Origin of the sequence: Seonamhaeicola sp. S2-3 (assembly GCF_001971785.1) — a bacterium.
GTDB lineage: Bacteria > Bacteroidota > Bacteroidia > Flavobacteriales > Flavobacteriaceae > Seonamhaeicola.
The window spans coordinates 497,465-515,711 of record NZ_CP019389.1 but is presented as its reverse complement, the minus strand read 5'-3'; the positions used below and the strand labels follow the sequence as shown (position 1 = coordinate 515,711).

General features: G+C 33.1%; 17 protein-coding genes. 5 read left to right on the top strand and 12 right to left on the bottom strand.

From position 1 onward, the window contains the following. Window positions 1-16: 16 nt before the first annotated feature. From BWZ22_RS02530 to BWZ22_RS02510, 5 genes are all read right to left on the bottom strand, one after another. Window positions 17-601, bottom strand: a complete 585-nt coding sequence (locus BWZ22_RS02530) for a hypothetical protein (protein WP_076697789.1) — start codon at window positions 599-601, stop codon at window positions 17-19. Between the two features lie 20 nt (window positions 602-621). Next, window positions 622-984, bottom strand: coding sequence for a hypothetical protein (locus tag BWZ22_RS02525; protein ID WP_076697788.1), 363 nt, complete (start codon window positions 982-984; stop codon window positions 622-624). A gap of 236 nt (window positions 985-1,220) precedes the next feature. Next, window positions 1,221-2,723, bottom strand: coding sequence for an Eco57I restriction-modification methylase domain-containing protein (locus BWZ22_RS02520; protein WP_076697787.1), 1,503 nt, complete (start codon window positions 2,721-2,723; stop codon window positions 1,221-1,223). A gap of 1 nt (window position 2,724) precedes the next feature. Continuing rightward, window positions 2,725-3,639, bottom strand: a complete 915-nt coding sequence (locus tag BWZ22_RS02515; protein WP_076697786.1) for a hypothetical protein — start codon at window positions 3,637-3,639, stop codon at window positions 2,725-2,727. Beyond that, window positions 3,636-3,941, bottom strand: coding sequence for a helix-turn-helix domain-containing protein (locus BWZ22_RS02510; protein WP_076697785.1), 306 nt, complete (start codon window positions 3,939-3,941; stop codon window positions 3,636-3,638). The genes BWZ22_RS02515 and BWZ22_RS02510 overlap by 4 nt, the downstream gene beginning before the upstream one ends. A 349-nt stretch (window positions 3,942-4,290) precedes the next feature. On the opposite strand from BWZ22_RS02510, the gene BWZ22_RS02505 reads away from it, so the two are divergent. Both BWZ22_RS02505 and BWZ22_RS02500 read left to right on the top strand, forming a co-directional pair. Next, a complete protein-coding gene (locus BWZ22_RS02505) occupies window positions 4,291-5,868 on the top strand; it encodes an IS1182 family transposase (protein WP_076697781.1) in 1,578 nt (525 codons plus the stop codon). A 127-nt stretch (window positions 5,869-5,995) separates the two neighbouring features. After that, a complete protein-coding gene (locus BWZ22_RS02500) occupies window positions 5,996-6,223 on the top strand; it encodes a hypothetical protein (RefSeq protein WP_076697783.1) in 228 nt (75 codons plus the stop codon). Here the strand turns inward: BWZ22_RS02500 and BWZ22_RS02495 are convergent. Continuing rightward, on the bottom strand, window positions 6,207-6,698 hold the full coding sequence (locus BWZ22_RS02495; RefSeq protein WP_076697782.1) for a hypothetical protein: 492 nt from the start codon (window positions 6,696-6,698) through the stop codon (window positions 6,207-6,209). The two genes, BWZ22_RS02500 and BWZ22_RS02495, sit on opposite strands and share 17 nt — an antisense overlap. Window positions 6,699-6,894: 196 nt before the next feature. Here BWZ22_RS02495 and BWZ22_RS02490 point away from each other — a divergent pair, with 196 nt between their 5' ends. Then, on the top strand, window positions 6,895-8,472 hold the full coding sequence (locus BWZ22_RS02490) for an IS1182 family transposase (protein ID WP_076697781.1): 1,578 nt from the start codon (window positions 6,895-6,897) through the stop codon (window positions 8,470-8,472). 89 nt (window positions 8,473-8,561) lie between these two features. Here the strand turns inward: BWZ22_RS02490 and BWZ22_RS02485 are convergent, their stop codons facing one another. From BWZ22_RS02485 to BWZ22_RS02470, 4 genes are all read right to left on the bottom strand, one after another. Continuing rightward, window positions 8,562-9,212: a hypothetical protein gene (locus BWZ22_RS02485; RefSeq protein ID WP_076697780.1), complete on the bottom strand. Its 651-nt coding sequence runs from the start codon at window positions 9,210-9,212 to the stop codon at window positions 8,562-8,564. A 210-nt stretch (window positions 9,213-9,422) separates the two neighbouring features. Then, on the bottom strand, window positions 9,423-10,235 hold the full coding sequence (locus BWZ22_RS02480) for a DUF6694 family lipoprotein (RefSeq protein WP_076697779.1): 813 nt from the start codon (window positions 10,233-10,235) through the stop codon (window positions 9,423-9,425). A 177-nt stretch (window positions 10,236-10,412) separates the two neighbouring features. Further along, entirely contained in the window at window positions 10,413-11,990 is a 1,578-nt protein-coding gene (locus tag BWZ22_RS02475) for a retroviral-like aspartic protease family protein (RefSeq protein ID WP_076697778.1), read from the bottom strand. An 889-nt stretch (window positions 11,991-12,879) separates the two neighbouring features. Further along, window positions 12,880-14,205: an ATP-binding protein gene (locus BWZ22_RS02470; RefSeq protein WP_232225214.1), complete on the bottom strand. Its 1,326-nt coding sequence runs from the start codon at window positions 14,203-14,205 to the stop codon at window positions 12,880-12,882. A 194-nt stretch (window positions 14,206-14,399) separates the two neighbouring features. On the opposite strand from BWZ22_RS02470, the gene BWZ22_RS17050 reads away from it, so the two are divergent. Beyond that, the gene (locus BWZ22_RS17050; protein ID WP_083692158.1) at window positions 14,400-14,567 is read left to right on the top strand and encodes a helix-turn-helix domain-containing protein; all 168 of its coding nucleotides are present in this window, start codon (window positions 14,400-14,402) and stop codon (window positions 14,565-14,567) included. A 185-nt stretch (window positions 14,568-14,752) separates the two neighbouring features. Here the strand turns inward: BWZ22_RS17050 and BWZ22_RS02460 are convergent, their stop codons facing one another. Then, window positions 14,753-16,537, bottom strand: coding sequence for a M56 family metallopeptidase (locus BWZ22_RS02460; protein ID WP_076697776.1), 1,785 nt, complete (start codon window positions 16,535-16,537; stop codon window positions 14,753-14,755). A gap of 2 nt (window positions 16,538-16,539) precedes the next feature. After that, window positions 16,540-16,899, bottom strand: a complete 360-nt coding sequence (locus tag BWZ22_RS02455; protein ID WP_076697775.1) for a BlaI/MecI/CopY family transcriptional regulator — start codon at window positions 16,897-16,899, stop codon at window positions 16,540-16,542. Window positions 16,900-17,245: 346 nt separating this feature from the next. Here BWZ22_RS02455 and BWZ22_RS02450 point away from each other — a divergent pair, with 346 nt between their 5' ends. Continuing rightward, window positions 17,246-18,190, top strand: a complete 945-nt coding sequence (locus BWZ22_RS02450) for a calcium/sodium antiporter (RefSeq protein WP_076697773.1) — start codon at window positions 17,246-17,248, stop codon at window positions 18,188-18,190. Window positions 18,191-18,247: the final 57 nt, after the last annotated feature.

Genomic DNA, 18,247 nt, shown 5'->3' with positions numbered 1-18,247 from the left:
GGTTACTGGTGTTGGGCTACGTTTTTTTTTCAAACCATTTTATAATTGCTTTTTCAATTTCAATACAGCTATTTTTAATTGAGTTGAAATTATTCAAACCAATTTGTTCTCTTCCTCTGATTTCTCCGTGTAAAAAATTGTTCCCTTTTACTGATTCAGGATATCTTAAAAGTTGATAATAATTATCGACATTACTATTATTACTTTTAAAAAAATCATAAAAAGGATTTTCCGAATTCAGTACTTTTCCTATTGAGACAATTATTTCAGGAATAAAAACAGAATTATTTTCTGAAATTATTTGAAAATAATCACTTAATTTATGATGTTTATTAGTTGGAAGTTTTCCTATTTCTTGAAGTAATCCTTTCATACAGAGCTCAAGTCCGTGATAAAAATTAAACAATATAGGAACTCCAATATTAAAGTCGTTCCATTTCGTTTTTTGATAGTAGTTTTGATGAGATTGTTCATCTGTTTCATTAGGGTCATACAAGGACATAATTAATTTTTTATTCCCTTGTTTTTCCATTTCATTTATAGACTCTTTGGTTAAAGTCCAAAATTGATATGATAAACCTAAATAATTTGCTCTTCTCAAATTAACTTTTTTTATTAAATTTATTCTTTTTCCAATTCAATTTTCACATCAGAAATAAAGTTGTTATCATTCAGTTCAATAACTTTCGTTTTGTAACCATATTTTCTGACTTTAATCTTTACTTTTTTATTAGGACAGATTCCGTAATTGTCAGATTTCATAGAAAAAACTCCAATTGAATCAGTGCTGAAAATACAGTTTACCTTTTCTGTAGCGACAGTAGAGCTAATTATTTCAGTACATTTTATATTCTCAAATTCAATCCAAGCTTTTGTTATTGGTTTCTTTGTTTCAGAGTCAATTACTTTTCCATCTATGAATACCCAACATTCGCAAGAAGTCAAAAAGAGGGTTAATAATATTAAAGTTAAATATTTTTTCATTTTTTAATGTAGCCCAACGGTTAGTATATGAAAAGTAGGCGATTTCGAAGCACCAAACTTTCGGTTAAACACAAAGTTTGATACGAGCCAAATGCCTTGAGTTTACTACTGTTTCGCCTATTTTTTATATACATTGTTACCTGCTGGCTTTTTTTATTTTTCGTCCGTGAGCGTTGGTGTGAAAGCTCTTTGCAACCGCAGGAACGAGGATTGCAATGTGCTTGAATTTGCGTTGGCTAAAATCCGTATAGTTCATTTATTAACTTGTTGTTTTCATTTTCAAGTTCTAAATCATAGTCGCCTGAAAGTTTAACTTGTTCAATTATCTGGTTTATGTTTTCTGTAATTATTTTCTCTTGCTTCGGTTTAGGTTTAAAGAATGGAATTTTCTTTATATAGTTAGAAGAATTATTTGTTGAAGGATTAATTGTTCTAATTAGTTTATTACAAGTTGGTGAATTGAAAAACGCTAACAAATAATAAATCAAATCTTCATTTTTAGGGAAAATTCCAACAATTGATTGGTCAAAAAGTCGGTTTTCTATTATCGCTCCAGTTATTGAACTTGAACTGACCATTGGTACTGCTATTCCTTTTCGGAAATAGTATGAAGAATTTTGATAACGTGCTTTTTTATCTTTTTTGTAGAAATCGACAATTTCTTTTGACCATTCCATAAACCAATTGTCTGCTTTGAAGTATTTTACATTTCCGCCTTTAACAATTGGAACATAAATTTTTTCAGTTTCAATCCCATTTAAAGGTCTTGAACTACAGTCATAAGTTATTTTGGTTTTATCAACTTCATCATACCTTTTTGAGTTTCTGATTGACTTGTTTAAAACTTTTAGTCTGTCCTTGTCATTACCCGAATAAAAACCTGTAACACAATCGCAAATATCTCCGATTGTTAATTCAGCACTTCTAATTGCATCAGAAACATTTTGGTTTTTGCTAGTTAAAAAAATATGAGCATCATTATTTAGAACATTTTCTTGTAGGAATTTCAACTTTGTCAAATGTTGTAATTCATTTTTCCCAAGTTCCACAACTGATTTAAAGTCTTTATAAATATTGAATGAATTATTAAGATTAGAAGAAATATCACTGCATTTTTCCAAAGCAATAATTGACAAGTTAGCATAGCCAAAATTTACTCCTGGGAAATATGAAGAAGGGAATAAAGAGATTTCTTTTATCTTGGTGTTGGTAAGGATATATTTTCGAATATCCTTGTGCATATTTAAGTTTAGATAAGTATCGGGAATAATAAAAACAAGTTTACCGCCTTCATTTAATGATTCTATACTTCTGTACAGGAATAATGAGTAGCTTTCTTTGGCATAAAAGCCATTAAATCTTCTTTTTAATGACGCTCTATCTTCTGTGTTTCTCCAAGCTCCGTATGGTGGATTTGCAATTACAGCATCATATTTCCCTCCCATTGAGCATAAAAATTCCAAATCCAAATCGGTTAATGTGTCGGTTTGTTTTATTGAAACATTTTCTAAATCAGAATATTTGTTTTTTAATTTATTGTAAGCAGAAAGATTAAGTTCAAAAGCATCAACTTTTACTGATTCATATTTACTCAAAATGGGGTCTAAAAAAACTCCATCTCCAGCACAAGGTTCAAAAATTGTTTCTGTACCATTAAGGTTTAACAAATCAACCATATAAGTTACTATTGGCTCTGATTTTGTATAGTATGCTTGAAATATTCTTTGTTCGCTTATCATATTACCAAGTTAAATATTGAGTTAAATCGTTGGATTCTAAATGCTCTACAAAGTCATCATCTAAATCTTCTGCCCAATTCACATTTTGGTTTATCCAAGAGCGAATGTCAAATCCAGAATATTTATAAAGTTCGTCATAGGTTTCTGAACCTGAAAAAGCACTCCAAATTCCAGAGTTTTTCAATGTGTTAAAGTAATTGTTGTTTTCGGCTGCTCTTACAAAAATTAGTGGTTCGTAGTTGTCTTCGAGGTTTTGGTAAATACTTGCAACTAATAATAGTCTATTCGTATTTCCTTTTTCATTTGAGCCAAATCCACTTTTAAAATCAACAACATATTTTTTCCCTTCAAATATGAAATGTAAGTCAAGTTCAAGTTGAATTTCTCCAGACATTACCAAACTCCATACTTTGTTATAGTATTTGATTAGTTGTTCTTTTTCTTCATCAGAAAGGTTAAGTCCATTAATGTAGTCTTCGATTTCATCCGCTAATTGCTTTTTTACGTCAGCAAATAAAGGTGGAACAAAAAGCTCTAAATCATTTATTGGATACTCAAAAGCTAATTTGCAAAATGGTTCCCATAATTCTCCTATTCTTCGTGAGAAGGCCATATATTCATAAGGCCAAACTGAATGGCGTACTTCAAGCATTACAACATAGTTACAGTAAGTAACCATTAAGACACATTCAAGTATTTCTTTATTCGACCAATTTTCTTTTTTTCCTTTCTGCTCAATTATTTCAATAATTGTAGTTCGTGCTTTTACGAGAAGCGTGTTTAATTTTTTTGCTTTCTTTTTGTATTCAGTATTACCGTATTCGCCATTAACTTCAGCCAAAAACTCACTTGACCTATCTCTAAAGTATTTTAGAAGTTGTTCTTTATTGTTGGCTGTTTCTTTAGTTATATTCATTGAGCTTTATGAGTTTTTAAGTATTCAATTTTTTGTTCAGCAACTTTCATAGCTGCTAATGCCAAATCTTCGTCTTGGATTTCGTAAACAAGCTTGTCACTTAACCAAGCAATTAAGACTTCATTCTTTTTATCTTGATAGAATTCAGAAAGAGCACTTACTTGTTCTTTTGTAGGCATTCTATCATTACGTTCTATTTTACTCAATAGAGTAGGGTCGATTGATAATGCTGCACCAACTTCACGTAATAACAAACCTTTTGACTCTCGTAATTCTCTTAATGTTTGTCCTATATTTTTCATTCGCCTATAATTGACTTGACAATATTTGTCAAATATAAGAATTCGTTTTGGATTTCAATCGAGTTTGTCATTTATTTTTTGGGTGGCGGTGGGGAAGTGAAAGCTCTTTTTATTTTGTGAGGTACGAACAAAATGAAATGTGCTTGAACGTACGGTTGGCTTTTTTCAGCTTGCAGGTAACGGTTAGTGTATGGTGCGTAAGGGATTGCGGGCTTCAAACCTATCAAGATACCACCCAAAATTGATGCGGGAGATAGCGCTCGAAAACCTCTGAAACCCTTATGCACTATACACATTGTGCCTGTTGCACAAGACTTGCTAAATATACAGAAATTTCGTATATTTAATAATGCAAGGCACAAAAATATTTCAAGAAAAGCTATTCAATCAATTTAGGCTAAGCGACCGCGTACCAGAAGAGAATTTCTACCGACGTCTTCGTGGAGCTATCGACCTTAATTTCCTTTACAAAAGGACTCAGAAATTCTATGGATCAAGCGGACAAAAAAGCATCGACCCTGTTGTATTCTTTAAGCTATGTTTGGTTGGTTATTTAGAAAATATAACAAGCGACCGTAAGCTTATATCACATTGTAGCATGCGCTTGGATATCTTGTATTTTTTAGGCTATGATATCGACGAAGAATTACCGTGGCATTCTACTATAAGCCGTACACGCCAACTATTTCCAGAAGCGGTATTTGAATCTGTTTTCACAAAAATATTTGGGCTATGTGTCTCGGCAGGTATGGTTGCCGGCCATACCCAGACCATAGATTCCGCCCCTGTAAAGGCCAATGCTTCTATGGATACTTTAGAACTGAAAGTGCCAGAAGAGGATTTAGAAGGGCATCTTCGGGAAATTCGTAACATCAGCCATCGAGATAAACAGAAGCCCTTAAGGCAATCTAAAGCAAACAAGGCCGATAAAGACCAACAAACCTTATCGGCTTCTACGAAAGAATTACAGGCCATAAAAAGGCGTAATGCCAAATGGGCAAAGGATCAAGATGCACGTCCAGGAGCTGGTGCTAAAGGCAGTCGCTATACCAGTAACAAGACCCATTACAGTCCCACCGATCCGGATGCGCGCATCAGTGTAAAACCGGGAAAGGCAAGAAAACTCAATTACCTTAGTCAACTTACAGTAGATACGGCAAACCATGTGATAAGTGATATAAGAGCGTACCATGCCGATGGCAAAGACAGTCAGCATTTACCAGATATCGTTAAGCGGGTAAAACAACGGCTTTGGAAAGCGGCACTGGTTTGGGAAAATTGTGTGGCCGACACGGGCTATAGCAGCGGCGAGAATTATGCCTTTCTAGAGGCAATAGGCCTAAAAAGTTTTATACCCGCTCACGGCACTTATAAGGGCGGTCCAGAAGGATTTACCTATCACGAAAAGGAAGATTATTATACATGTTCTCAAGGCAAAATCATCCCCTTTAAAAAAGTGTTTATAGAAAAAAAGAACAACACCAAGAAGAAGGAATACCGCGGCTCAAAACCGTTGTGTTTGGACTGTCCAGTACGCACTGCATGCCTAGGGAAAACGGCACAGGAAAAGAAGTTTACCGTTACCTATTACCGCTCGGAATATGAGCGTAACATAGCCCGGGTAGAAAGCAACCAAGGGCGTTATATGAAAGGAAAAAGGCAGAGCACCGTAGAACCTGTATTTGGTACGCTCACACAATTTATGGGCCTAAGAAAAGTGAATACCATTGGAATTGAGCAGGCCAATAAATGCATGCAACTTTCTGCCATAGCCTACAACCTTAAAAAATATATGAAATTTATAGAAAAACGTACTAAAAGCGGAGCAGGGGCACAGACGCTTTATTTTAGTGCCAAAAACACCTTTTACAAGGTTATAAACATGCTTTTAAAGCCTTTTAAAACACCAGAGTTTTTAAGTGTATAAAAACAGAAACCGCCTTTAAAAGACGGTTTCTAATTATAATTTTAGGATACATTATGGGCTTGTGCAACGGTTACCGGTGTTGGCACACGTTTTTTTAATCAGATTATTAATTTAAAATTCAAATATTATGTCAAAAAATCCAACTGCATTTATAGCAGAACAATTAATTAAACAAACTGAAGCTGAAAGTCCACAGTCTTTAATGTGGATGATTTCTGCTATGAACAGATTTTTATTATTAAATCCGTCAATGTCTCTTTTAGAATTCAAGCGTATTGTTGGTCAGTCAGCACCTGACACTTACAATACTTTTACATCTATTAGAAACTCAAAAGGTCTTAAAACAATAGATTAGGGTCTTTATATTTATAAAACCAAAAACCTTGTTCGTTTAGAATTTTTTTATGTCTATCATCTGGTGAAATAACAATATAATCTGTGAACCTATCATCGTAAGCTTGATAAGCTCTCATTTGTCTTATTAATTCGCCTAAACTTGGGATTTGGGTTTTAACTTCGATAAATACGTTTTTTGTGTAATCTTCATATTTATCGCTATCATTAAAATAAAATTTACCTTGAATACGAACCAAAATATCGATATAACCAACAATCATTTTGTAATTCCCATTTACGTACATCATTTGATGTTCCCATTTATTAGTAATAATCTTAAATGGATGAGGGTTTTTACTCATTGTTGTTTCAGAAATAACTTTTTCGATATTTTCGTATGCCCACGTTTGAATAATATCGTGTTTAGAGTCTTTCTTATCCTTTTCAGAAAATCCCAATTTCTCAAGATGTGTTTTAGCTTTGATTCTTCCCATAATGTTTTTTCAAATGTGTGCCAACGGTTCGTATAAGAATAGTTGCGCGGTTACGTGCGAGGATTTTCCGCAGGAAAATCAGACGTAGTAAACTCGCAACGACCTTTATTTAAGCCCAGAATTGAGCAATTATTTTTATACATTGTGCCTGTTGCACAAGACTTGCTAAATATACAGAAATTTCGTATATTTAATAATGCAAGGCACAAAAATATTTCAAGAAAAGCTATTCAATCAATTTAGGCTAAGCGACCGCGTACCAGAAGAGAATTTCTACCGACGTCTTCGTGGAGCTATCGACCTTAATTTCCTTTACAAAAGGACTCAGAAATTCTATGGATCAAGCGGACAAAAAAGCATCGACCCTGTTGTATTCTTTAAGCTATGTTTGGTTGGTTATTTAGAAAATATAACAAGCGACCGTAAGCTTATATCACATTGTAGCATGCGCTTGGATATCTTGTATTTTTTAGGCTATGATATCGACGAAGAATTACCGTGGCATTCTACTATAAGCCGTACACGCCAACTATTTCCAGAAGCGGTATTTGAATCTGTTTTCACAAAAATATTTGGGCTATGTGTCTCGGCAGGTATGGTTGCCGGCCATACCCAGACCATAGATTCCGCCCCTGTAAAGGCCAATGCTTCTATGGATACTTTAGAACTGAAAGTGCCAGAAGAGGATTTAGAAGGGCATCTTCGGGAAATTCGTAACATCAGCCATCGAGATAAACAGAAGCCCTTAAGGCAATCTAAAGCAAACAAGGCCGATAAAGACCAACAAACCTTATCGGCTTCTACGAAAGAATTACAGGCCATAAAAAGGCGTAATGCCAAATGGGCAAAGGATCAAGATGCACGTCCAGGAGCTGGTGCTAAAGGCAGTCGCTATACCAGTAACAAGACCCATTACAGTCCCACCGATCCGGATGCGCGCATCAGTGTAAAACCGGGAAAGGCAAGAAAACTCAATTACCTTAGTCAACTTACAGTAGATACGGCAAACCATGTGATAAGTGATATAAGAGCGTACCATGCCGATGGCAAAGACAGTCAGCATTTACCAGATATCGTTAAGCGGGTAAAACAACGGCTTTGGAAAGCGGCACTGGTTTGGGAAAATTGTGTGGCCGACACGGGCTATAGCAGCGGCGAGAATTATGCCTTTCTAGAGGCAATAGGCCTAAAAAGTTTTATACCCGCTCACGGCACTTATAAGGGCGGTCCAGAAGGATTTACCTATCACGAAAAGGAAGATTATTATACATGTTCTCAAGGCAAAATCATCCCCTTTAAAAAAGTGTTTATAGAAAAAAAGAACAACACCAAGAAGAAGGAATACCGCGGCTCAAAACCGTTGTGTTTGGACTGTCCAGTACGCACTGCATGCCTAGGGAAAACGGCACAGGAAAAGAAGTTTACCGTTACCTATTACCGCTCGGAATATGAGCGTAACATAGCCCGGGTAGAAAGCAACCAAGGGCGTTATATGAAAGGAAAAAGGCAGAGCACCGTAGAACCTGTATTTGGTACGCTCACACAATTTATGGGCCTAAGAAAAGTGAATACCATTGGAATTGAGCAGGCCAATAAATGCATGCAACTTTCTGCCATAGCCTACAACCTTAAAAAATATATGAAATTTATAGAAAAACGTACTAAAAGCGGAGCAGGGGCACAGACGCTTTATTTTAGTGCCAAAAACACCTTTTACAAGGTTATAAACATGCTTTTAAAGCCTTTTAAAACACCAGAGTTTTTAAGTGTATAAAAACAGAAACCGCCTTTAAAAGACGGTTTCTAATTATAATTTTAGGATACATTATGGGCTTGTGCAACGGTTACCATTGTTGGCAATAGTTATTTTATTCTTTTAAATTTTATTCCGTCAATTTCCAGAATATCAGAGTCTACAATTCTGATTTTTTTTAATAAGTCTTTTGATGAAATTGAATCTGGACTTGGTGGAGCTAATACTATGTTGATTTCTTGACTTTTTTCCATATCGATTGCAAATTCAAATTCTGCATATCCAACCTCTGAAATTACAAAGTACTTTAATCCATTGTCCTTTTTATCTTTCCAAATCCAATTCCCGTCAATATCGGTATAATTTTTTTCAAAGTCGAAATCCATTAAATCCATTTCTTTCGGATAAATTTTTGCAGCAATACCTATTCCATTTAGGTCGGTAACTTTTAGTTTTACCATAACAGAGTCTTTTGAAATTACACTTAAGTTTTTAAAACTTATACTGCTATTTTTAATTCCTTTTCCGCTATCAAAATTGAGTAATAGTTTATCGTTATTTAATGTATACTTTCCTTTTCCATAAGTTGATATTCCTAAACAACCAGACACCATGAATTCGAAATTGTTGTTTTCGATAAAATTATAACAAGCTACATCAGATTCGCCAATAGGAATTGTGCAAAATTCTCCAACAAGCTTTTCTTGGGCAATTAAAGAAAAACTAAAAAGTAATGTTATTATGATTATTGTTCTTTTCATAATTATTGCCAACGGTTTTGTATATGGCTCGTAGCGTGTAAATTAGCGATTATTTTCGGATTAAACACAAGCCAGATTTTTGAATTTTACTATTTATCCTTTTTGTTGGAAATCGTCAAATTTAAAAATTTGGCGACTTTCCAAATATGCCTTAACTTCGTTTAAGCAACTAATTAGCTATGAGCTATATACGTTTGTTGTAGCACGTTTTTATTTCGCAAATTCAGGATAAGATTTCAACAGCTCTTCAAGTCTTTCTTGTTCATCTTCGCCAAAATTATTTGTAGAATACAATTCATCACCATTGGCACCATCAAGTTGTGTAACTTCTACAGTTAAAATAGCGTCTTTAGGTGCATCAACTTCGCCCCAATCACTAAACATATTCGGTGCTAAATACCAAGTTACTTCTTCTCCAGGTTCAAGACCGCCAGAAATTTCATAATTGAAATCATCTTTAATCCAAGGTATCGTTCTTTCTGGACTTGCCAATGTTCCAGTAAAATAAGCTCGGGAAACTGCTTGGTCAGTTCCATTTTTTACAGTCAATTCTATAATCGGTTCTTTAGTTATATAATAAGTCCCACTTTTTCTGATGTAAAATCGTGAGCGCTTAACTTCAAATTTCGAAAGCATTTGTTTGTCCTTTTCTGCATTTTCTCTTGCTGAATAAAGTTCTAGTATTTCTGATTTCGCTTGTTCTTTTTTCTTCTGTTCAATTTGCTTTTTGATTTTCTTTCCTTCCTCAATGATGTCCTCTGCTGTCATTCCGTCTACTCTCGTTTTAAAGTCATTAGCCATATTTTCCGCTCCATCTTCTTTCATTAAATCAGCCAATTCAAGTCCGTTAAACATCATTAATTGCATTGATTCTTGAAATTCCTCTTTTTTCGATTCATCAAGCGATTCATTTATTTCTTCAATTGACTTTTTCATTGATTCTTCAGTCGAGCCATCAATTTTCTTTTGACACGATACAATTAAAATGGAAGTTAAAATTGCAAATAGTATTCTTTTCTTCATAATGATTTATTATTGGTTTTTAGTTTGGTCAAATGTGCTACAACGGTTTTGTATATGGTTTGTTGCGTGGTTTAAGCACTAAAGTTAGCAAATAAAAACCGAATAGAAAATCCGCGAGGATTTTCGTAAGTAAGCTTAAACTAGCAATAAATTATATACGGTGTTACCACACGTTTTTTAATCTTCATTATATTTCCATAATTGCCTTTCCTCCCAAAATTCCTTAGCTTTTTCATACCCATTCTCAAATGATTTTTTAATCCAAGATGCAGATTTTACCTTATCTATAGTTGTGCCATATCCATAGTAATAAGAGACACCAACTTGATATTGAGCCGCTGGATGTCCTCTATAAGCAGCTTCGTAATAATACTTGAAACCTTTTTTTTTATCGGTTAATGTTCCTTCTCCGTTACTAGTCATGAGACCCATCATATAATAGGCATGTTCATTCCCTTTTTTTAGAGCATCAATTTCGTAATGTAAGAAAGCTTTTCTTTTATCCATTTTAAAATGTTCACCGAAATAATACATCTGACCCAACATAGAATTGCAACCATAAAAAATGGGGGAATTGTTTCGGCTTACAGCTCCCATTTCATAATATTCTGAAGCTTTTTTTAAATCCTTTGTTATACCATAACCACCATAATAAAATATATCTCCCATTTTTTTATAGTCTGGCGAAACTCCTTTTTCATACCAATATAGTGCCTTTTTATAATCTTTTGAAACGCCTTCACCATAATAATAACAATCGCCTACTTGACTGTATGAGGCATATTGTCCAGCAACAGCAGCTTTATGGAACCAATAAAAAGCCTCATCATCTTTACCTGAATTTTTGTAATGTTGTCCAAGTGAATGAGAACAGGCCGAACTTGTAAGAGAGTTTCCTAAATTAGCTCCCTTTTTATACCAATATATTGATTTTTCAATGTCTATTGTACCATTTTTAACAACAGCAAAACTATAATTTTCACCAAGTTCATAACAGGCATCCTCATTCTTATTATTACATCCTTGTTCTAGCAAAGAAACACTTTTGTAAAAAAGTTCTTTTGCCTTTGATTTATCAATTACTTGAACCATCTCATGATAAAGTTTCATGTAAGCAGCACCTAACTGGTATTGTGTAATAGTGTTATTTCTATTTTTTAATGTAGACAGAGAATCTAATTCTATTATCAAATTTTTAATATCTGGATTGGTTTTTAGCTTTGAAGTCGATATAAATTCGGTTAAATTTTCTTTAACTAAAAAATTAATCGCTATTGAAAAATCGTCATCATTTCCTCCTGTTGCCAACACTTTTTTATTGTCATTAAAAATTAATAGGTTTTCTTTAATTGTATATGTTCCTATTTTATTAATTGCTGTTTGACCTAATAGTAAAGGTGCTTCAAGATTGTGTACTATCGTTGCATTAATATCAGTTAAAATAGTTCCACCAATTTCTATTGACTTTAGCTTAATTTTAGTTCCTTCTTGAATTTCTCCACTTGCAATTTTATAATTAATACTACCAATAAAATCACTCTCCTTTAACAACCCTTGTTTTAATAAAAAACCGGCCTCAATATAAGATATAGATACATCAGAAGCTCCGGTGTCAAAAATAAATTTCATTGGAATACCATTGACTTTGCATGGTATTTGATAGACTCCATTTATTTTCTCCATTTCTATTACCTTTTGAGAAAAGGCATTTGAAACGAAAAATAGTATTAAAAAGAAAGATATTGTTTTTTTCATAGGTTGGGTCAAAATGTGTGGTAACGGTTGAATAAACACAATTGTGTTTATTTACATTATATTTATTTCGGTAAATATAATTATTTTTCTTACAAATCTAATGGGTTTTTTATAAAATTAAAACTGCTTTTTGCTACATGGGTATAGATTTCTGTAGTTTTGGTTGAATTGTGTCCCAATAAAAGTTGAATGTAGAATCAAGTCCAAAAGTTGTGTGTAGATTGTATAAATAGTTAAATAAAAAGACAACGTATTAAAACTTGCTCTGGCCCCACTAAAGTTTGTATAATTATATCAGGATTTATTTATTAACCTGTATAGCTATTTTAGGACGGGTCACCACTCACCATTCACTATTCACTATTCACTTCTCACTCCTATAGATACCCTATAGATGTCCTATAGATGTCCTATGGATATCCTATGCTTTACCTATGAGTGAAATTATTAAATTTCGAATCAACCCCAAAAGTTGTGTGTGAATAAAGATAGTTTTAGTTTTGAAGTTTTAAAATTATTGTATTGGAACTTACCTTAGATCTATTAAAACTGTTTTTACCTGAATTCTTAATTAACAACTTCAATTTAGTGAAACACACTAAAACTAACGAAATTCTTCATTTGTATGAATTATGAATCATGATCCAATTTTTGCCTAAACACAACAATTGGTCATAATCCCATTAGAGCCTTAACATGAAAACACCTAACTTTATACACAACAAAAAACCTGAGAAGTTAAATTCTCAGGTTTAATTTAATTTATAAAAACTGTCAACCTATTTTAGAACAACTCAAAGTGATGTTTTTTTTTGTGATAAATATTTGAATAGCAATTAATTGCTATTCCTCAATCAAATACGTCTGTATTGCGTTTAGAATTGTCCCCTTAATCATTTATCAGAAAATAATCGATGTATTCAGGCAGTTTGGTTCCCAAATAATAGGGTAAGTTCATGAGTTTATATTTTTTCTTTTTGTTGGGGGTTTGATGTTCTTCTATACAAAAATTGCCCGCATATATCCGGATAGCGTACGGATGGTTGGTACGCTCTATAAATTCATGTAAGGATTTTAACGAGCCCGTTGGGCCTGATTTAATCTCAATTGGAATCAGCTTGTTTTCATATTGAAAAACCCAATCTACTTCAGAAGAAGCTTGTGATTTTTCGCGTACCCAAAAACAGGGTTTAGGGTTGTTTATGGTATTTAACGACATTACTTCTTGAGTAATGATATGTGGAATAACAGATCCTTTATAGGCTTTGCTTAAATCGTTAAGAGCTAGTAAATCGGTTTGAATTTTCAAGTCGTAATTGACAAGGCCGGTGTCTAAAAACTGTAACCTTGGCGACTTTTTCATATCGCGTATAATGGGAGGTTCTAAAGCTGTTGTTGGATAAATTAATTGAATAATCTGTGCAGCATCTAAATTTCTGAATGCTTCGCCTACTTCGCGGGAACGGTAATTGGAGTTGCCAAAATTTTGAAATTTAATGCGCTTATCAATATATAAATGTGCCACATTCATAATGTGTTTAATCACTTTGCGCTCGGTATCATTGGAAGCGTATTTTTCAACATCATTTTTATACGTAGCCCATATGCTTTCGTATACTTTGGGTAAATCGGCAATGCCGTTATTCGCAATATAAGTTCGTACAACTTCGGGCATACCTCCTATTATGGTATAGGTGTTAAACAAATCCAACAAGGTTTTATGAGCAAAGTCTTTTATAGGAATTTGATTTAACTGATCAACGGCTTGTTGTTTACCGGTAGCTAACAAAAACTCCTGAAAGTTTAGAGGATATAAGTACAGATATTCTATTCTTCCTACAGGAAAGTTTTTAACCTGCCGCATGGTAAATTCCAACAAAGAGCCGGCAGCGATGACATGTAATTCCGGAAGCTCTTCGTAAAAATAGCGCAGCTGTTGAATGGCTTTGGGCGATTCCTGAATTTCGTCAATAAACAGCAAGGTCTTATCTGCTTCGTTTCCGGGCACATTATGTTCAAAGAAAAGGGCTTCTTTTAGGATCTTTACCTCGTCATAATCTTCAAAAAAACGTATGTCTTTAGCTTTTTCAAGATTTAGTAAAATGCTGTGTTTATAAGTTTTGGCGAAGTTTTTAACTAAGGTGGTTTTACCTACCTGTCGGGCTCCCCTTATGACCAAAGGTTTTCGGTTATTGGAATCTTTCCAATTTGCCAACTGTGTATTTATATGCCGATTAAAGTTCAAGGTTTTGATAATCTTTGCTGAATGCTTTCATCAAAAATACACATTTGTAACAAAACAAAGGGTGTTTTATTTCTTTTTTGTAATAAAATAAATCATGTTTCAGTTTTTTCTTGTAACAAACCAAAGGGTGATTGGAGATATAAGCTCGAACTCAATCTGTTCGGGTGGAAGCGGCCAAACAAGCATTGGAGAGGGGAAGGGGATCGGTAACCGAAGTGATGTTCGACTGCGGTTATCGCGACCCTAAAGCCTTTCGGGATGTATTTAAAAACATTGTGGGGATTAGTCCGATGGAGTATAAGCGGAAGTATGAGCGCATTGCTATTGGCTGAAAATGGTTTATGCCAATTCATAATTGGTGTATTATTTTAAACCAGTTTTTAACTATACTTGAAAAAAGGGTGCAACTTTAGATAAAGTGAAACTCTCGATATATTTTTATTTACACACTTTAAGGGATAGTGCTAAACACCCCTAAAAAGGAGTGCTTTCATTATTACTGAAAACCTACTTTTGTTTACTTATCTTTTTTAGTAGTAATGATTATAACCCCATTTTTACCCTTATCACCATATTTTTTTATAGCCGATTCGTCTTTTAAAACATTAATAGACTCTATATCTTCTGGATTTAAACCTTTTATAGGGTCTTTTTCTACTTCTTTTCCGTCAATAATGAATAAAGGGTTTTCTTCTTCATCGCTCATAAAAACAAGTTTGCTTTTGTTTTTGTCACTTGCAATTGTTTTTACTTTAAAGGCGTTTTTGTCATCACTTTGTTTTTTTACTATAAATATTCTTTCCTCTTTATTTTTTGAGTCGTCATCATTTTCAATAATTACTTCAATGTGTTTTTCATGGTCATCGCCAGAAATAACTTCAACATTTTTATTTTTTTTAATAATAATGTTTTTGGCTTCTTTACCATTTGTTTTCCATTTTAAAGAATCACTTTTTATAATATGAATTTCTTTATGTGTTTCATAAACCCCATCATCATCAGAGAAGAAAAATACATCTTCAATTTTACCTATATCATGATTGTTATCTTTAGAAATAAAATAGGCTTTATGATGAGAAGCAGTTCCAATAGAAATACTTTTACCACCATCTTCTAAAGAAATTTTAATTGGTTTAATAGGGTCATTAGCACTTATATTGTAATTAGCGTTAGATTGTTTAGAACTTAAATTAATTTTAATAGCTATTATTTGGCCTTCGCTATTGCGTTTTATGCCTTTAAACTTAGCAGTAATACCTTTGCTTTTTAATTTTTCGGTCAGCTCTTTAAAATCGGTATCTGTAAATTCATTGCTTATTAAAAACATTTCTATGTCTTTGTTTTCAAAGGGTTTTTCAACTATAAATTCAGTATTCCAATTGGTTTTTATTGAGTCTGTATTTGTTTGTGAATTTTTATTCTGAAGGTTGTCCTGTAACAGACTTTCAGTATCAATAAAAACCTCTTTAGTATTAAAGCTCATTAAAAAAATGGCTAAAACAGGAATAACTAAAAGGTACTTTAATAAGTTTGATTTTTTTGATTTTGATTTGTGTAACATAACTATTCGTTTTTTGATTAATGAATTATAAAAATTATTAGTTAAAGCCAATTGATGAGTTGGCATACTTGTTTTTAATAAGGTGTATTGGTAGCTTTTTTTACAGCCAGATGTACGTTGTGCATTTTGGTCTGCAATAAATTCTAAGTTTTGCTTTAAGTCTTTGTTATATAGCCATATAAATGGGTTAAACCACAGTGCAATACTAGCCAATTGCGTTAATAGAATATCAATAGAGTGGTGCTGGCGGGCATGTACTTTTTCATGAGTTAAAATAAGTTCTAACTCGGTTTTATTAAATAAATTAGGGTTATAAACTATCCAGTTAAAAAACGAAAAAGGAGATGCTTTGCTTTTGGTTTTAACATACTTATATCTTCCTGTTTTTGTACTTTCATTCTTAATTAAAAGGCGTGTTAAAGAAGCCAATTGCACTAAAAATTTAATAAAAAAGAATAAGGCTCCAGCAAAATATAAGTAAGTAGCTATGTCTATAAAGTTTAAAGGTTCTTCAATAGGTTCGTTAGCAGAAACAGCATTAGCAAATACAGCATTATCTATTAATAACGGAGTTCTTTCAATGTAAACAGGTATTACAATTAAAGGAATTATAAACGCCGAAAATAACCCAATTAAAAGAAACCCTCTGTGTTGTTCAAAAAAGGTATCTCGTTGCAAGAATAATTTATAGCACAAATAAAAAATGGCAACAATAGCACTGGCTTTTAATAAGTATTCCATAGCTAGTTGTTTTTTTCAATAAGTTCAATAATTTCTTTTAGTTCTTCTACGCTAATCTTTTCTTCCTTAGCAAAAAAAGACACCATATTTTTATAAGAATCATTAAAATAATTACTAATAGCGGTGTTAATAAAGCGTTTTCTGTAAGCTTCCTTGGTAACAATAGGAAAATATTGGTGGGTTTTTCCGTAAGCATTATATCCCACATAACCCTTATCTACCAAGTTTCTAATTATAGTAGAAAGCGTGTTATAATGCGGTTTTTCATCTTTCATTTCGGCTAAAACATCTTTCACAAAAGCTTTTTCAAGCCTCCATAAAACATGCATTATTTCTTCTTCTTTGTTTGTTAATTTTTCCATGTTTTAATTTTTTGGGCGTTACCACGCTTTTGGCGTGGTCGGGCTTTACGTTACAAGTCCGCGCTCGTACCTCGCTGTGGGCTTTTCACTGCAATCCCTAACGCAAGTGTATTTGCTTAGTTTGTACTCAAAATTCAAGTACATTATCTATTAAAAAATCAATTTTAAAACAAATATAACTATTTTTGTAGTTATAAAACTATTTTAATAGTTATTTAACGAAATTTTTAGTTTTTGTACAAAAATACTTATTATAATAGTTGTTTTTAATTAGGGGTTTATAAAAACTTTTAACTTTTAACTTCTAGCTTTTAACTTTAATTTATCTTCGTAAAAAATAATTTTTATGAGTGTACTTTGGGTAATCCTTGGTTTTATTTTACTAGTTGTTGGTGGTGAGTATTTAGTGCGTTCTTCAGTAGCACTTTCATTTAAATTCAACATTTCTAAAATGGTTATTGGTATGACGGTGGTTTCATTTGCTACCTCTGCACCAGAGTTATTAGTTAGTTTAAATGCCGCATTAACTGGTTCGCCAGCAATAGCAATTAATAATGTAGTAGGGTCAAACATTGCTAATATAGGTTTGGTTTTGGGTATTACGGCTATGGTAGGGTCTATATCTGTAGATAAATCATTTTATAAACTTAACTGGCCCGTTATGATGATTTTTTCTATTGTACTGTATTTCTTTTTAAAGAATGATGACAAGCTATCAACCATAGAAGGAGCAAGCTTATTTGCGGGTCTTGTATTGTTTCTGTTTATATTAATTAAAAGTGCCAAAAAAGACATAGTAGTAGAGGAGGTAGATGAATCTTTATCGGTAGTGTCTAATTTTAAAATTATACTTTGGTTAATTATAGGGGCTGTAGCACTTTATTTTGGAAGTGAGTGGTTAGTTAACGGTGCTACACAAATAGCAGAAACCGTAGGTGTTAGTAAAGGTGTTATAGGACTTTCTTTAATTGCAATTGGTACCAGTGTACCAGAGTTAGCAGCCTCTGTAATTGCAGCTGCTAAACAAGAAAAAGCCATATCATTAGGTAACTTAATAGGCTCTAATATATTTAATATTGCATCGGTGTTAGGGTTAACGTCAATGGTTAAACCAATTCCTGTAACAGAAGCTAGTATTCTTACAAACGATATTTTTTGGATGTTAGGTTTTTCTGCGGTTCTTATACCTTTAATATTTTTACCAAAAAGACTTCAAATTAGCAGGCTTAAAGGCATGTTTTTAGTAGCGGGTTATGGGGTGTTAATGTTCTTAATTTTTACAAGAAGCTAGCTTTATTGTTTAGTTGCATTTTTAAATGCGGCATACCTTTTAAAGTTATAAATAGCT

Bases quoted from the DNA above. Each gene is read 5' to 3' on its own strand.
- BWZ22_RS02505 (WP_076697781.1), top strand. From the start codon at position 4,291: ATGCAAGGCACAAAAATATTTCAAGAAAAGCTATTCAATCAATTTAGG.
- BWZ22_RS02485 (WP_076697780.1), bottom strand. From the start codon at position 9,212: ATGAAAAGAACAATAATCATAATAACATTACTTTTTAGTTTTTCTTTA.
- BWZ22_RS02515 (WP_076697786.1), bottom strand. From the start codon at position 3,639: ATGAATATAACTAAAGAAACAGCCAACAATAAAGAACAACTTCTAAAA.
- BWZ22_RS02450 (WP_076697773.1), top strand. From the start codon at position 17,246: ATGAGTGTACTTTGGGTAATCCTTGGTTTTATTTTACTAGTTGTTGGT.
- BWZ22_RS02480 (WP_076697779.1), bottom strand. From the start codon at position 10,235: ATGAAGAAAAGAATACTATTTGCAATTTTAACTTCCATTTTAATTGTA.
- BWZ22_RS02500 (WP_076697783.1), top strand. From the start codon at position 5,996: ATGTCAAAAAATCCAACTGCATTTATAGCAGAACAATTAATTAAACAA.
- BWZ22_RS02525 (WP_076697788.1), bottom strand. From the start codon at position 984: ATGAAAAAATATTTAACTTTAATATTATTAACCCTCTTTTTGACTTCT.
- BWZ22_RS02475 (WP_076697778.1), bottom strand. From the start codon at position 11,990: ATGAAAAAAACAATATCTTTCTTTTTAATACTATTTTTCGTTTCAAAT.
- BWZ22_RS02460 (WP_076697776.1), bottom strand. From the start codon at position 16,537: ATGGAATACTTATTAAAAGCCAGTGCTATTGTTGCCATTTTTTATTTG.
- BWZ22_RS02510 (WP_076697785.1), bottom strand. From the start codon at position 3,941: ATGAAAAATATAGGACAAACATTAAGAGAATTACGAGAGTCAAAAGGT.
- BWZ22_RS02520 (WP_076697787.1), bottom strand. From the start codon at position 2,723: ATGATAAGCGAACAAAGAATATTTCAAGCATACTATACAAAATCAGAG.
- BWZ22_RS02495 (WP_076697782.1), bottom strand. From the start codon at position 6,698: ATGGGAAGAATCAAAGCTAAAACACATCTTGAGAAATTGGGATTTTCT.
- BWZ22_RS02490 (WP_076697781.1), top strand. From the start codon at position 6,895: ATGCAAGGCACAAAAATATTTCAAGAAAAGCTATTCAATCAATTTAGG.
- BWZ22_RS02455 (WP_076697775.1), bottom strand. From the start codon at position 16,899: ATGGAAAAATTAACAAACAAAGAAGAAGAAATAATGCATGTTTTATGG.